The following is a 13,961-nucleotide window of genomic DNA, read 5'->3' on the forward strand; positions in this document are numbered from 1 at the left end:
GTGGGCACCACCGTGCTCGGCATCGACGTGACGTCGCCGGTGCTGGTCGGCTCGGGACTGCTCACCGACCAGGAACGCACCCTGCGCAGGATGCTGGACGCGGGCGCGGGCGCGGTGGTCACCAAGACCATCCACCCCAGCCCGCCGGCGGGCCTCGACGAGCGCATCATCCGGCTGCCCACCGGCATGATGAACAGCACCACCTACTCCAAGCGCCCTGTCGGGCACTGGCTTTCCGTGCTGCGCGGGATGGCGGCCGACGGCCTGCCGGTGATCGCCTCGCTGCACGCCGACAGCCCCGGGGAGCTCGCCGAGCTGGCCGCCGAGGTCGAGGGCACCGGCTGCCGCGCCCTGGAGCTGGGCATCTCGTGCCTCAACGAGGAGGACGGCCTGGAGGACACCCCGGAACGCGTCCACGCCTACACCGCGGCGGCCCGTGCCGCGACCACGATCCCGTTCGCCGTCAAGCTCGCCAGCGGCGAAGGGCTGCCGGCCAGGGCGGCGGCCGCCGAGGCCGCGGGCGCGGACGCGCTGACGCTCAGCGACACCCTGCCCGCCGCGGCCGTCGATCCCGACACCGGCCTGCTGCGCCTCGGTGGCACGTTCGGGTACTCCGGCCCCGGCATCAAACCGCTGGTGCTCGCCTCGATCTGGCGCCTGCGGCGTGCGGGTTTCACCCTGCCGGTGCTCGGTTCCGGCGGTGTCGAGTCCGGCCGGGACGTGCACGACTACCTGCGGGTCGGCGCGTGCGCCGCCCAGGTCTACACCGCGCTGCACACCGACCTCTACCCGACGCTGACCAGGATCGTCGCCGAGACCGAGGTGCTCGACCGGACCCGGCGGGTGCCGTCGTGACGCCCCGGTCGACCGGGCCCCGGCTCTGCGACGTCAGCAGCGCCGAGGTGGTCGAGGCCACCGCGGGGCGCACGGTCGTGTGGCCGATCGGCTCGATCGAGCAGCACGGGCCGCACCTGCCGCTGTCCGTCGACTTCGTGCTGGCAGAGGCGTTCGCCCAGCAGATCGCCTACGAGCTCACCGCGCTCACGCTGCCGGTGCAGTCCATCGCGGCCCGGTCGCTACCGCAGAGCGGTGGCGGGCTGTCGTTCCCCGGCACCGTCCACGTGCGCGGGCGGTCGTTGCTGGACTTCCTGGTGGACGCGCTGGAATCGCTGTGCGCGTTGCCGTTCAAGAGGTTGCTGGTCGTCAACGGGCACTTCGAGAACGAGCCCTTCGTGTTCGAGGCGCTCGACGACGTCGCCAGGCGCCCGGCCGCCCACGGCAAGGAGTTCATGGCGCTGAGCTGGTGGAGCCTGGTCGACGACAGCTGGCTGGCCGAGCGCGTCCCCGCCTTCCCCGGCTGGCACGCCGAGCACGCCGGGCTCACCGAGACCAGCCTGATGCTGTTCCTGCGCCCCGACCTCGTGTCCGGGCTGCGCCTGGACCACGACCACCCGCCACGCGCAGGCGTCTACCTCCACCCCGCGGACGTGACCACCACGACCACCCACGGCATCCTCTCCAGCACCTCCGGCGCCTCCGCGTCATTCGGTGAGGAGCTGTTCTGGCACGTGGTGTCGTCCGCGGTCGACCTGGTGTCCCGAGGAGACGGACTGCTGCGCACACCGTCCGAGGAGGAACCGTGACCGATCAGCACGTGCCCACCGTCTGCGTGTGCAACGCCGTGGACACCTTGCGCGACTTCGCGATCCGCGCGGACGACGTCGACGCGCTGCTCGCCGAGTGCTACGCCCAGCAGGACCAGGCACTGTTCTGGGGCCCGCTGGACAAGGTGCTCGTCACCTACGAACCGATCGGCGACCTGGCCTGGCACCAGGAGTTCCTGGAGCTCCCGGGGGTGGTGAACCTGTGGCCGTCGCGGTCGACGGGCTCGCTGTTCGCCGACATGATCGCCGACCCGGCGTTGATGGCCGCGCTCGCGGACCACGCCGGCCCCGGTCGCCGGATCCGGATCATCCCGCACACCACCACCGCCGACCTGTGGCTGTTCGCCGAGGTGCTGCGGGAACGGCACGGGGTCACCGCCGAGCTGCCGGAGAGCACTCCCGACCAGTCCCTGCGCGACCTGGCCGACACCAAGACCGGGCTGCGCGACCTCGCCGCGGACCTCGGCATGCTCGAAGGCCCGTTCCGCGTTCCGGCGGGTGAGCACCACGCCGGCCAGGAGGCGGTCACGGCCGCTGTGACGGCGATGCTCGCCGCGGGGACGCCGTGCATCGTGAAGGCCGACCGGGGCGAGGCGAGTCTCGGGCTGCTCATCTTCCAGCCGGGCGACACCGCCGAGCACGTGGCGCGCACGCTGGCCGGCAGCCAGTTCTACGCGGACGAACCGGTCGTGGTCGAGGAGTTCCTCGACGGCGACGTCGAGTTCCCGTCCGTGGAGTACGTGGTGCCCGAAACCGCGGAACCACGCCTTTGCTACACCACCGAGATGCTGTTCGAGGGTGCCACGCACCTGCGCGGCAACGTCACCTCGCGGGAGCTGCGCACGCGCTGGTGGTACCGGGCACTTGTCGACGGCGGGATGCGGCTGGCGCGGGAGCTCCAGCGGCGCGGTTACCGAGGCCACTTCGGCATCGACGCGATCGCCCGCGACGGCGTCGTGTACGCCCACGACCTCAACGCCCGCCGAACCGGGTCCACGCACGTGCACGAGTTCGGGTACGAGCTGATCGGGCCGGACTACCTGGAAACGACGACCATCGCGAACTACGACTTCTACGGTCTGCCGACCGGCTTGACGCTGCCGGAACTGCTGCGGCAGCTCGGAAACCTGGTCGCCTCGCCCAGGCACGCCGGCCGCGGGGTGGTTCCGGCTGAGTTGACCGACCTCGGCTGCGGCAGACTGAGCTGCATGTTCTTCGCCCCCGGCATCGCCGAGCTGCACGACCTCATCGCGAAGACCAGGACGGCCCTGGGACTCTTCCGGTGACGTCGGCGACCGGTGTCGGCGCTGCCAGGCGGTGGCTGGTGCTCGCGGTGGTCCTGCTCTGCTTCCTCCCCGCCGCCGTCGACGTCACGATCCTGACCATCGCGGTGCCCACGCTCGCCGAGGCGCTCGACGCCTCCACCACCGAACTGCTGTGGGTGGTGGACGTCTACTCGTTGCTGATGATCGGCCTGGTCCTGGTCACCGGGCCGCTGGGAGACCGCATCGGTCATCGGCGGCTGCTGCTAATCGGGCTGGGTGTGTTCGGGGTGGCTTCCGCGCTCTCCTCACTGGCCGGCACGCCGCTCGCGCTCGTCGCCGGCCGGGCGTTGCTGGCGGTGGGAGCGGCGATGATCATCCCGGCGACGCTGGCGGTGATCCGGCAGACGTTCTCCGATCCGCGCGAGCACGCCGTCGCGATCGGCGGGTGGAGCGCGGTGGCGGCGGGGGCGTCGGCACTGGGGCCGGTGGCCGGCGGGTTCCTGCTGCACCACTTCTGGTGGGGCTCGACGTTCCTGGTCAACCTGCCGGTCGTGGCGGTGGCGGTACCGGCGGTGCTGCTGGTGCTGCGCAACAACCCGGAACCGGAGCCGCGGCCGTGGGAGGCGTTGTCGCCGGTGCTGGCGGTGATCGGTTCGGTGGGCACCGCCTACGCGGTCATCGCTCTCACCCACGACGGGGTGGGGGTGGCGGAGGTGGTCGTACCGGGCGCGGCCGGAGTCCTGGCGATCGTGGTGTTCCTGCGCCGGCAGCGCGTGCTGGAGCACCCTCTGCTCGACCTGTCGCTGTTCCGGCTGCCACCGTTGCGGGCCGGGGTCGTCATCTCGGTGCTGCCGGTGCTGGTGATGGTCGGGTTCGAGCTGCAACTGGTGCAGTACCTGCAACTGGCGCTCGGTCTGTCGCCGGCCGAGGCGGCGTGGCGGCTGCTGCCCATGCCGGTGGCGGCGGTGCTCGCGGGCCCGATCGGAGGATGGCTCCTGCCGCGGCTGGGCGCACGCCTGGCGGTACCGGGTGGCCTGGCCCTCGCCGCGGCGGGCTACGCGCTGGTGGCGTCGGACGTGGTGTTCGCCGCAGGACTCGTGCTGGTCGGGTTCGGCCACGGCCTGGTCCAGATGATCGCGTCCGACCTGGTCATGACGACCGCGCCGGAGCAGCAGGCCGGGGCGGCCGCGGGGATCGAGTCCGTGTCGTACGAGACCGGCGCGGCGGTGGGGATCGCCGTCCTCGGCACCGTGACCGCGGTGTTCTACCGCGAGGGGGCCGGAGGATCGGCCTCGCTGCTGGACGCCCGGAGCTCCGCCGCCGCGGCCGAGGCGCTCACCGGGGCTTTTCGCGGCATCACCTGGGTCGCGGCCGCCCTGGTCCTGTCGACCACCGCCGTCGTCGCTCGCTGGAGTGCCGGGCGTGCCGTGCGGTGAGGCAGCGGACGTCGGGCGCGCAAGGGATTCCTCTGTAGACGGTTCCCGTGGCACGGTGGCGAGGTGAGCAACCGAACCGGCCTCGCCCGCGTGCTCGACGACCTCGGCACGACGCTGATCGACCTGGTCCGCGGCGACCCCGCGGGGGCCGGTGGCATCGGCGGCGTGGTGATCGACGACCCGCACGACGACCAGGTGCTGCCGCCGCGCGCGCTGGTGCTCGGCGTCGGCGTGCGGGAACCGGCGGACGTGCGGGCCCGCCTCGACGAGCTGGGCGGGCTCGGCGCGGCCGGGCTCGTCGTGCGCGGCCCGGTCGTGCTGACCGACGAGGTCGCCGCGGCGGCCGACCGCTCCGGTGTGGCGCTGCTCGGGCTCGCGCCGGGGGCGTCGTGGACGCAGCTGGCCGCGCTGCTGCGGTCGTTGCTGGCCGAGGGCGAGGTCACCGACTCGGAGACACTGGGCGGCACCCCGGCCGGTGACCTGTTCGCGCTGGCCAACGCCGTCGCGTCGCTGATCAGCGCGCCGGTGACGATCGAGGACCGCAGCTCGCGGGTGCTCGCGTTCTCCGGGCGGCAGGAGCAGGCGGACGCCTCGCGCGTGCAGACGATCCTGGGGCGGCAGGTGCCCGCGCGGTACTCGCAGCTGCTGGAGGCACGCGGGGTGTTCCGCCGGCTCTACCGCAGCGACCAGCCCGTCTACATCTCGGACCTGCCCGACGACGACGGGGGTGTGTGCCTGCCGAGGGTCGCGGTCGCGGTGCGGGCGGGCGACGAGGTGCTCGGCTCGATCTGGGCGGCCGTGCGGGCGCCGCTGCCCGCGGACCGCGAGCTGGCGTTCTGCGACGCGGCCAAGCTCGTGGCGCTGCACCTGATGCGGCAGCGTGCGGGTGCCGACGTCGAACGCCGGTTGCGCGCGGACCTGGTCAGCACCGCGGTCGAGGGCGGTGCGGGTGCGGCGGAGGCGGTGCGCCGGCTCGGGCTGACCGACCAGGAGTGCGTGGTGCTCGTCCTCGCGCTCGCCGACTCGCACGTGGACGACCCGGCGGAGCACGCTCGGCTGCTGGCCGAACGCCAGCAGGTCGCGGACGCGTTCGCCATGCACCTCACCGCCGTCCACCCGCGTGCGGCCGCCGCGCTCGTCGGTGACGTCGCCTACGCGATCCTGCCCACCGAGTCCGAGGACCGGGCGCTGCGGATCGCCACGGACTTCCGCACCCGCATCGGCGACCGGGTCGTCGTCGGCGTCGGGCCGGTGGCCGACGGGCTGACCCTCGCCCGGTCCAAGGCGGGCGCCGACCTGGCGTTGCGGGTGCTGCGCGCCGGGCGGTCGCAGCGCGCGGTCGCACGGGTGTCGGACGTGCACAGCGAGGGCCTGCTGCTGGAGCTGGCCGACCTGATCGCCGAACGCGGCGACACCCTCACCGGCCCGGTGGCACGACTGATCGACTACGACCTCCGGCACAACGGCAACCTCGTGGAGACGCTCAGCGCGTGGCTGGACGCATTCGGCGACGTCGCCGCCGCCTCGGCCGCCGTCTTCGTGCACCCCAACACGTTCCGCTACCGGCTGCGGCGCCTGGCCGAGGTGGGCGAGCTCGACCTGACCGACCCGGACGCCCGGTTCGCGGCGATGCTGCAGCTGCGCCTGTGGCGTCCCGTGTGACGACCTGGGGCGGTCAGCACGCGTAGTGGAACGTCGTGACGATGCCGTGCCCGGTGAACTGGTGCAGCGCCATGCCCGGCGGGTGCTCGCGGTTCGCGGTCGGGTGGTCGCCGTCGAGGTTCGCCGCGGAGACGATGCCGGGCGCCACGAGCACGGGCACGCCCGCGAACTGCGCCACGCACGCGGTGTGGACGTGTCCGCAGAGGATCGCCGTGACGGTGCCGATGCGGTCGACGAGCGCTGCCAGCGCGTCCGCGTTCAGCAGCCGCATCGGGTCGACGTAGGTGTGGCCGATCTCCATCGGGGGCTGGTGGAACGCGAGCACCGTCCGCTCGGCGCCCGCGGCGAGCGCGGCCACCCGGTCGGCCTCCTCCTCGCGCAGCACGCCGTGGTTCTCCCCCGGCACGACCACGTCGACGCCGATCACCCGCAGCTCGCCCACGTCGAGCACCGGCACGGACGGCACCAGCGCGGGCACGTCGTGGTTGCCCGGCACCGCGAGCCACGGCAGCCGGCCCTCCATCACCGCGCTGAACTGCTCGTACTCGGGCTCGACGCCGTTGTCGGCGATGTCCCCGGTGAGCACGACCGCGTCCGGCTGCCGGTTCGCGGGCAGCAGGTCGAGCACCGCGCGGAGCCGGTCCGCCCGCTCCGGTGACCCGTCGAGGTGGCAGTCGCTGAGGTGCAGGAGAGTCGTCACCCGAGCTAGGCTAACGGTAAATCTGCATTTACCGTTAGCGGAGGCTTGGTGTTCACACTGCCGGACGGCACCGACGGCGTGACGGCGCTGGCGTTGGTCAGCACCATCGCCGACGACGGCAACGGCGGCGTGGCCGACCACCTCACCACCGACGCGGAGGTGCACAACTGGGTCGCGAACCGCTTCCCCGGCGCGCTCGTGGTGCCGGACCGCGTGCGCACCCTGCGGTTTGCCGCGCGCTCGGCGTTCGCCGCCTCCGTGTTCCCGCACCCGCCGAGCCGGGTCGAGCGGACGCGGCGGATGAGCGACACCGAGGCCGCCGCCGTCCTGCACAACGCCGTCAACGCGCTGCGAGCCGAGACCGTCGTGACGATCGAGGACGGCGTCCGGCGCCGGCTGCAGACCGCGGCACGGGGTCCCGCGCTCGTCGAGGGCGCACTGGCCCTCGCGGTCGTCGAGTTCCTCACCGGCCCGCTCGCACCCCGCCTGCGTTCGTGCCAGGCCCCCAGGTGCGTGCGGTACTTCGTGCAGCAGCACGGCCGCCAGCAGTGGTGCAAAGCGTCGTGCGGCAACCGTGCGCGCGTAGCGAGGTTCGCGAGCCAACAGCAAGATCGTGGTTGACTCGGTCGCATGCTTCCGTGGGAGGGCGAACTCGCCGGCCGGCTCGACCGGCACACCGTCGAATCCGAGCTGCTGCGCGGCAACCCGCTCGGCGACCCGCACGAGCGCCCGCTGTGGGTGTACGTGCCGCCGGGCTACGACTCGTCCGACGAGCGCTACCCGGCCGTGTACGTGATCCAGGGCTACACCGGCCACCTGGGCATGTGGGCCAACCGCACGCCGTTCCGCCAGCCGTTCGTCGAGACCGCGGACGCCGTGTTCGCGCACGGCGCCCCGCCGTGCGTCGTCGTCTACGTCGACGCCTGGACCACCTACGGCGGCTCGCAGTTCGTCGACTCCCCCGGCACCGGCCGTTACCACTCGTACCTGTGCGACGAGATCGTGCCGTGGGTCGACGCGCACTACCGCACGATCCCGGCCCCGCAGTCCCGTGCCATCGCCGGCAAGTCCTCCGGCGGCTTCGGCGCGATGATCACCCCGATGCTGCGCCCCGACCTGTTCGGCGCACTGGCCACGCACGCGGGCGACACGCTTTACGAGTACTGCTACCTGCCCGACTTCGCCAAGGCCGTGCGTTTCCTACGCGCCTATGACCACGACATCCGCGCGTGGTGGGCCGATTTCCAGGGCCGTCCGGCCTTCACCAAGCCCGCGGACGCCACCCTCCTGAGCACCCTCGGCGTCGCGGCCTGCTTCTCCGCCCTCGACGACGGCACCCCGGAGCTGCCGTTCGACCCGGTGACCGGCGTCCTGCGCACCGACGTGTGGCAGCGCTGGCTCGACCGGGACCCGGTCCGCATGGTCGCGACCCACGCCGGCGCGGTGCGCTCGTTGCACGCGGTGTGGATCGACGCGGGCCGCAGCGACGAGTACCACCTCGACCTGGGCGCCGAGGCGTTCCGCGCCGAGCTGGCCGCGGTGGGCGTGCCGGACGAGCGCGTCCACTTCGAGCTGTTCGACGCCGGTCACGCCGCCATCGACTACCGCTACCCGCTCTCGCTGGCCTGGCTGGCTGACCGGCTGGCACGACTTTCGTAGGGTTTCTGAACTCCGCGCGTCCCTGACGCCTGCGATGCTCCTCTTCAGCTCGTGACGGGCCCCTGCGCCCCGCGCACACTGCGCGGGGACAGCCCGCGAGAGTGTTGGAGGAATCGTGTTCGTGCGTACAAGAACACGCCTGCGTGCCGCGGTCATCGCCGCGGTCGTGGGCGCCGGGGTCCTGGCGGCGGCAACCCCGGCAGCGGCGGCACCCGCGGCGGGCAACCGGTCGTACCTGGTCATCACCGCACCCGGTGACACGGCGGGCGCCAAGTCCGCGGTCGCGAGCAACAGCGGCACGGTCTGGGCCTCCTACGACGCGATCGGCGTCGTCGTCGCCCACTCCGGTTCCGCGGACTTCGCGACCCGGATGCGGTCGGTGAGCGGCGTGCAGAAGGTCGGCGCGACCCGCACCTCCGACGTGCCCGCCGAGGCGGCGAACCCGGCCGTCCCGGCCGCCCCGGCGCAGGCCACACCCGCCGCCGGTGAGCCGGTGCGCACGGACATGAGCCAGATCGGCGCCGACCGCGCGTGGGCGGTCAACCAGGGCTCGCCCACCGTCACCGTCGGTGTGCTCGACACCGGTGTCGACGACCAGCACGCCGACCTCAAGGCCAACTTCGACGCGGCCAACTCGGCGTCGTGCGCCTACGGCAAGCTCGACACGCGCACGGGCTCGTGGCGTGACACGGACACGCACGGCACGCACGTCGCGGGCACGATCGCGGCCGCCAAGAACGGCGTGGGCGTGGTCGGCGTGGCGCCGGGCGTGAAGATCGCGTCGGTGCGCATCGCGGAGAAGCCGAGCGGGTTGTTCTTCGCGGAGAACACCATCTGCGCCATGGTCTTCTCCGGTGACCGCGGCTTCGAGGTGACCAACAACAGCTACTACACCGATCCCTGGTTGTTCAACTGCCCGAGCAACGCCGACCAGGACGCGATCCTGGAGGGCGTGAAGCGCGCCGTCGCCTACGCCGAGGGCAAGGGCGTGCTCACCGTCGCCGCCGCCGGCAACGAGAACTACAACCTGGCGGCCAAGTCCACGGACACGACCAGCCCCAACGACTCCACGCCCGCGACCCGCACGATCAGCAACGCCTGCCTGAGCGTGCCCGGTGAGCTCTCCGGCGTCGTCAGCGTCTCGTCGATCACCTCCTCGAACGCCAAGTCGTCGTTCTCGAACTTCGGCACCGACAAGATCCACGTCGCCGCCCCCGGTGACAGCGTCTACTCGACCGTCCCCGGCGGCCGGTTCGGTTCGAAGTCCGGCACGTCGATGGCCTCCCCGCACGTCGCGGGCGTCGCCGCACTCCTGAAGTCGGTCAACCCGACGGCCACCCCCGCGCAGCTGCGCACGCTGCTCGCGACCCAGGCCGACGACCTGTCCTGCTCCGACACCCGGTGCAGCGGCACCACCGCCAAGAACAACTTCTTCGGCGAGGGCCGCGTCGACGCGTTCGCCGCGGTCGACACCGGCACCACCCCGCCCGGCCAGACCTTCGAGAACACCGCCGACGTCGCCATCCCCGACGCCGGCTCGGCCGTGACCAGCTCGATCACCGTCTCCGGCCTCACCGGCAACGCCCCGGCCACGCTCAAGGTCGGCGTCGACGTCGTGCACACCTACCGCGGCGACCTGGTGATCGACCTCATCGCCCCGGACGGCACGGCGTACCGCCTGAAGGACTCCAGCACCTCCGACTCCGCGGACAACGTGGTGGAGACCTACACGACCAACGCCTCCAGCGAGGTCGCGAACGGCGTGTGGAAGCTGCAGGTGCGGGACACGTACCGCAGCGACACCGGCTACATCAACGCCTGGAAGCTGACCTTCTAGGCACAGCCGGGGGTGGGCCCGCGGCCACGGGCCCACCTCTCGCCGTCAGAAGCAGTAGCTCGCCTGCCGCCAACCGACCGGGCCGTTGACCGGCTGGTAGGCGAGCTCCCCGTAGGCTCACACGACCTGGTTGGAGCTCCCGTTGAGCTGTCCGGAGAAGGCGGACGACGCGTAGCAGGGGCCTGGGTCGCAGACGGGGTTGCAGGCGTGGCCCCACGTGCTGGTGCCGTCGCCGGGGCGCACCGCCCACACCCGGATGCCGAGCGAGGCCACGGCGTACGCGGCACCGGAGTTCATCCGCACCCTGGCCCAGTTGATCTGGCAGCCGGTGCTCCACCGCAGGTCCACCCAGCCGAGGACGTTGCCGCTGATCTCCGGGTGGAGGATCGGCACGGTGCTCGCCGTGCCGTTCGCGGGACCACCGCTGCCAGCACAGCCACACCGCGGACAAGACTTCTCATCGTCGGTCCTTTCCTCCGTCAGTGGAATCGCTGGCCCGTCCGGGTGTTGCGCGTAATGCGCCGCGCTGTCGGACATGTGGACCAGTGAAGGGAATCGCCATTCAGGTCTAAGCGCGGACCGGGTTGGCCAACACGCTGTCCAGGCGTGGACAACAGGTCCGGACAACCGGAGGGATGCGCATGCCTCGTCCCGAACGGCCGATCGACGGGTCCACCGGTCCGGCCCAGCTGTTCGCCGCCGAGCTCAGGAAGCTGAGGGACGCGGCCGGTGGCGAGTCCTGCCGCTCCATGGCGGCCAGGGTCCACTTATCCAAAGCGACCCCGTCGTCCGCTGCCAGCGGTCACCGCCTCCCCACCTGGGACGTCACGAAGGCGTACGTCCAGGCGTGCGGCGGTGAGGTGGACGAGTGGCGGCGCCGCTGGGTCCAGGCCCGCGCGGACCTCGGCCTGCCGCCGGACGAACCGGTCCCGGCCGCTCCCCGCGAACCCGAGCGGGCCGCCGGGAAGGCCGGCGCCGGACCGGCCATCGCCGCGGTGGTCGCCGTCCTGGTCGCGGCGGCGTTCGGAACCGCCCGGTGGTGGGGCGCGAACCGCACTCCACCGGAGACCTCGCCCCCGTCGGCGGACACGACGCCGAGGTTCGCCGGAACCGCGGCTCCGGTCGCCGACGGCGCCGACCCGAAGGAGTCCGGGTGCGCCTACGACCCGGAGGTGACCACGCTGGACAGCGTCGAGATCAACACCGCCCAGCGCAACTTCCTGGGCACCGCTGAGCTCCGCTACTCCCCGCGCTGCTGGGTCGCGTGGGGCCGGTTCACGCCGAGCGACCGGGTCACGTTCCTGAGGAGCGCGACCGTCACGATCGCGGCCGAACGTCCGCGGACGACGACGAAGGGGCTCCCCTGCTGCACCGAGTTCGACGGGCAGGCCGTGTTCGGCAACATCCTGCTGACCGCGGACGGCTGCGTGCAGGTCACCGTCACCGTGGCCGCACCGTCCGGGGGTGGCGCCAGCACGACCGGGTGCCGGCCTACCTGACGTCCTCGAACGTCTCGTGCCCGAGCACGCCCAGCAGCTGGATCTTGTCGAACGCCTCCGTGCGCGGCGGTGCGGTCAGCACCAGCAGCGCCTGCGACTGGTCCTCGGTGAACAGCGCCTGGCAGTCGACCTCGATCTCGCCCAGTTGCGGGTGCACCAGCACCTTGTGGTCCTCGAACCGCTTCGCGACCTCGTGGCGTTCCCACAGTTCCGCGAACTCGGCACTCTCTCGCGACAGCACACGCACCAGCTCGCCTGCACGCGAACGTGCGCCCATAGCGCCGTAGGCAGCTCGTAGGTTCGCGACTTGGGCGCGGGACTGGCGGTCGCGGTCGTGCTCGGGGTAGATCAGGCGTTCGTCCGGGTCGGTGAACCAGCGGTAGATGCCGCTGCGCGCCAGGCCGGTGAACTTCGACGAGTCGCCGTAGAGCGCGGCCGCGTGCCGGTTCTGCAGCAGCACTTCGCCGAGGTTGGAGAGGATCAACGCCGGGGTGTCGGTGAGGCGGTCCAGCACGCGTTGCAGCGCAGGGGCGACGTGGGTGCTGGTGACCGACGGGGACGGCGCGTTGCGGCCGGCGATGCGGAACAGGTAGTCGCGGGCGTCGTCGGTCAGGCGCAGCGCGCGGGCCAGTGCCGCCAGCATCTGCTCGCTCGGTTGCGGGCCGCGTTGTTGTTCAAGGCGCGTGTAGTAGTCCGTGGACATCGCGGCCAGTGCTGCGACCTCCTCGCGCCTGAGGCCCGCCGCTCGCCGACGTGCGCCCACGGGCAGACCGACGTCCTCCGGCCGGAGCTCTTCGCGTCGGCGGCGGAGGAAGGCTGCGAGTTCCACACGGTCCATGGCTTCAGTATCGGCGTGTGTGCGCCGTGAGCCAGGGATCGCCGATCCCCCGATAAGCGCTCTCTGCCGCGTGCGACGGCAACGGCAGAAGCTTTCACTCATGGACATCACCGGAAACACCGTCTTCATCCCCGGCGCCACCAGCGGCATCGGCCTGGCGCTCGCGCTGGCCCTGCACGGACGCGGCAACACCGTGGTCGTCGGTGGCCGCCGCACCGAGCTGCTGGAGCGCATCGCGGCCGAGCACCCCGGTGTCGAGACCGTGCGGATCGACACGGCCGACGCGGACAGCGTCAAGGACGCGGCCAAGGACGTGCTGGCGCGCTTCCCCGAGCTGAACGTCCTCATCACCATGGCGGGTGTCATGCGCGTGGAGGACTGGCGCCGGCCGGAGACCTTCCTGGAGTCGGCGGAGACGACCGTGACGACGAACCTCCTCGGGCCGATCCGCCTCATCGCGGCGTTCGTGGAGCACCTGCAGACGCGACCGGACGCCACCATCATGACCGTGTCGTCCGGGCTCGCGTTCGCGCCGCTCAAGGTGACGCCCAGCTACAACGCCACCAAGGCCGCGATCCACATGCTCAGCGAGACGCTGCGGCTGCAGCTGGCCGGCACCTCCGTGCAGGTGACCGAGCTGGAGCCGCCGTCGGTGCAGACGGACCTGCTGCCGGGCCAGGCCGACAACGACCACGCCATGCCGCTCGACGAGTACGTCGCCGAGGTCATGGGGATCATCGAGGCCCGGCCCGACGTGCGGGAGATCCAGGTGGAGCGGGTCAAGTTCCTGCGCTACGGCGAGGCCCGCGGCGACTACGACCAGGTCGTGGCCGCCCTCAACGCCGAGGACCCGCACGGCGACTGAACCAGGGGACTACCCGCGCAGGTAGGTGATGTAGGAGTCGGCGGCGGCGCGGGCCCGCTCGCGCAGTCCCTGCGGATCGGTCTTGGCCACCGCCTCGAACCCGTCGCAGGACTCCGAGAGCGTGGTCGCGCTCAGCGTCGCCGCCGCGATGTCGGGCAGCTCGGACTTGATGCACCGCACGGCCCGGCCCACCGCGTCCGGGCTGCAGAAGTCCTGCGGCGAGTAGCACTTCTCCACCAGGCCGTCGAGGACCGGCTTGGACCGCTCGAAGATCAGCTTCATGCCGGCGAGGTTGTTGATCGCCTGCGGGATCACGACCTCCCGCAGCTGTGTCACGTCCTGGCGCTCTGCTCCCGGTTGCAGCTGCGCCTGGCAGACGGGCTTGATGAACTCGTCGCGCACGATCGTGGCCATGGTCCCGACCGAGCTGGAGAGGTTGTCGTAGCAGGCGATCGCACTCGACGCGGTGGGCGCGAGCATGAGGGGAACCGTCGCGAACACTGCGGCCAAAGCGGTCTTGTTCATCATCGCCGTCC

Annotated in this window: 14 protein-coding genes; 10 read left to right on the forward strand and 4 right to left on the reverse strand. The window is 72.0% G+C overall.

Features of this window, described 5'->3' with window-relative positions:
* The 5 genes from ACZ7CD_RS32190 to ACZ7CD_RS32210 all read left to right on the forward strand — a co-directional run bounded on the left by ACZ7CD_RS32190 (position 1) and on the right by ACZ7CD_RS32210 (position 6,027).
* Positions 1 to 855 carry a beta/alpha barrel domain-containing protein gene (locus ACZ7CD_RS32190; protein ID WP_360388836.1) on the forward strand — a complete coding sequence of 285 codons (855 nt, stop codon included), beginning with the start codon at positions 1 to 3 and terminating at the stop codon, positions 853 to 855.
* Complete coding sequence (locus ACZ7CD_RS32195) at positions 852 to 1,643, forward strand: creatininase family protein (protein WP_458431968.1); 792 nt, start codon at positions 852 to 854, stop codon at positions 1,641 to 1,643. The genes ACZ7CD_RS32190 and ACZ7CD_RS32195 overlap by 4 nt, the downstream gene beginning before the upstream one ends.
* Positions 1,640 to 2,950 (forward strand): ATP-grasp domain-containing protein, encoded by a 1,311-nt coding sequence (locus tag ACZ7CD_RS32200; RefSeq protein WP_470380368.1) that lies wholly within the window; start codon positions 1,640 to 1,642, stop codon positions 2,948 to 2,950. Before ACZ7CD_RS32195 ends, ACZ7CD_RS32200 begins: the two co-directional genes overlap by 4 nt.
* On the forward strand, positions 2,947 to 4,365 hold the full coding sequence (locus ACZ7CD_RS32205) for an MFS transporter (protein ID WP_470380369.1): 1,419 nt from the start codon (positions 2,947 to 2,949) through the stop codon (positions 4,363 to 4,365). The genes ACZ7CD_RS32200 and ACZ7CD_RS32205 overlap by 4 nt, the downstream gene beginning before the upstream one ends.
* A gap of 63 nt (positions 4,366 to 4,428) precedes the next feature.
* Complete coding sequence (locus ACZ7CD_RS32210) at positions 4,429 to 6,027, forward strand: PucR family transcriptional regulator (protein ID WP_470380370.1); 1,599 nt, start codon at positions 4,429 to 4,431, stop codon at positions 6,025 to 6,027.
* A gap of 13 nt (positions 6,028 to 6,040) precedes the next feature.
* On the opposite strand, the gene ACZ7CD_RS32215 is transcribed toward ACZ7CD_RS32210, so the two are convergent.
* The gene (locus tag ACZ7CD_RS32215) at positions 6,041 to 6,727 is read right to left on the reverse strand and encodes a metallophosphoesterase family protein (protein ID WP_360388849.1); all 687 of its coding nucleotides are present in this window, start codon (positions 6,725 to 6,727) and stop codon (positions 6,041 to 6,043) included.
* Between the two features lie 48 nt (positions 6,728 to 6,775).
* Here ACZ7CD_RS32215 and ACZ7CD_RS32220 point away from each other — a divergent pair, with 48 nt between their 5' ends.
* The 3 genes from ACZ7CD_RS32220 to ACZ7CD_RS32230 all read left to right on the forward strand — a co-directional run bounded on the left by ACZ7CD_RS32220 (position 6,776) and on the right by ACZ7CD_RS32230 (position 10,223).
* Complete coding sequence (locus ACZ7CD_RS32220; protein WP_470380371.1) at positions 6,776 to 7,348, forward strand: CGNR zinc finger domain-containing protein; 573 nt, start codon at positions 6,776 to 6,778, stop codon at positions 7,346 to 7,348.
* Between the two features lie 9 nt (positions 7,349 to 7,357).
* A complete protein-coding gene (locus ACZ7CD_RS32225; RefSeq protein WP_470380372.1) occupies positions 7,358 to 8,386 on the forward strand; it encodes an alpha/beta hydrolase in 1,029 nt (342 codons plus the stop codon).
* A 121-nt stretch (positions 8,387 to 8,507) separates the two neighbouring features.
* Positions 8,508 to 10,223, forward strand: coding sequence for a S8 family peptidase (locus tag ACZ7CD_RS32230; RefSeq protein ID WP_470380373.1), 1,716 nt, complete (start codon positions 8,508 to 8,510; stop codon positions 10,221 to 10,223).
* 117 nt (positions 10,224 to 10,340) lie between these two features.
* On the opposite strand, the gene ACZ7CD_RS32235 is transcribed toward ACZ7CD_RS32230, so the two are convergent.
* Positions 10,341 to 10,616 (reverse strand): hypothetical protein, encoded by a 276-nt coding sequence (locus ACZ7CD_RS32235; protein WP_470380374.1) that lies wholly within the window; start codon positions 10,614 to 10,616, stop codon positions 10,341 to 10,343.
* 248 nt (positions 10,617 to 10,864) lie between these two features.
* Between ACZ7CD_RS32235 and ACZ7CD_RS32240 the strand changes: the two genes are divergently transcribed.
* Positions 10,865 to 11,722, forward strand: a complete 858-nt coding sequence (locus ACZ7CD_RS32240) for a DUF2690 domain-containing protein (protein WP_470380375.1) — start codon at positions 10,865 to 10,867, stop codon at positions 11,720 to 11,722.
* On the opposite strand, the gene ACZ7CD_RS32245 is transcribed toward ACZ7CD_RS32240, so the two are convergent.
* The gene (locus ACZ7CD_RS32245) at positions 11,715 to 12,560 is read right to left on the reverse strand and encodes an MmyB family transcriptional regulator (RefSeq protein ID WP_360388864.1); all 846 of its coding nucleotides are present in this window, start codon (positions 12,558 to 12,560) and stop codon (positions 11,715 to 11,717) included. The two genes, ACZ7CD_RS32240 and ACZ7CD_RS32245, sit on opposite strands and share 8 nt — an antisense overlap.
* Positions 12,561 to 12,660: 100 nt before the next feature.
* Here ACZ7CD_RS32245 and ACZ7CD_RS32250 point away from each other — a divergent pair, with 100 nt between their 5' ends.
* A complete protein-coding gene (locus ACZ7CD_RS32250; protein WP_470380376.1) occupies positions 12,661 to 13,425 on the forward strand; it encodes an SDR family oxidoreductase in 765 nt (254 codons plus the stop codon).
* 9 nt (positions 13,426 to 13,434) lie between these two features.
* On the opposite strand, the gene ACZ7CD_RS32255 is transcribed toward ACZ7CD_RS32250, so the two are convergent.
* The gene (locus ACZ7CD_RS32255) at positions 13,435 to 13,950 is read right to left on the reverse strand and encodes a hypothetical protein (RefSeq protein WP_458431961.1); all 516 of its coding nucleotides are present in this window, start codon (positions 13,948 to 13,950) and stop codon (positions 13,435 to 13,437) included.
* Positions 13,951 to 13,961: the final 11 nt, after the last annotated feature.

The sequence above is a fragment of the Lentzea sp. NPDC036949 genome (assembly GCF_055608075.1).

What these genes read in the sequence shown, in the direction of transcription:
- ACZ7CD_RS32240 (WP_470380375.1), top strand. Translation starts at nt 10,865, where the DNA reads ATGCCTCGTCCCGAACGGCCGATCGACGGGTCCACCGGTCCGGCCCAG.
- ACZ7CD_RS32250 (WP_470380376.1), top strand. Translation starts at nt 12,661, where the DNA reads ATGGACATCACCGGAAACACCGTCTTCATCCCCGGCGCCACCAGCGGC.
- ACZ7CD_RS32245 (WP_360388864.1), bottom strand. Translation starts at nt 12,560, where the DNA reads ATGGACCGTGTGGAACTCGCAGCCTTCCTCCGCCGCCGACGCGAAGAG.
- ACZ7CD_RS32225 (WP_470380372.1), top strand. Translation starts at nt 7,358, where the DNA reads ATGCTTCCGTGGGAGGGCGAACTCGCCGGCCGGCTCGACCGGCACACC.
- ACZ7CD_RS32255 (WP_458431961.1), bottom strand. Translation starts at nt 13,950, where the DNA reads ATGAACAAGACCGCTTTGGCCGCAGTGTTCGCGACGGTTCCCCTCATG.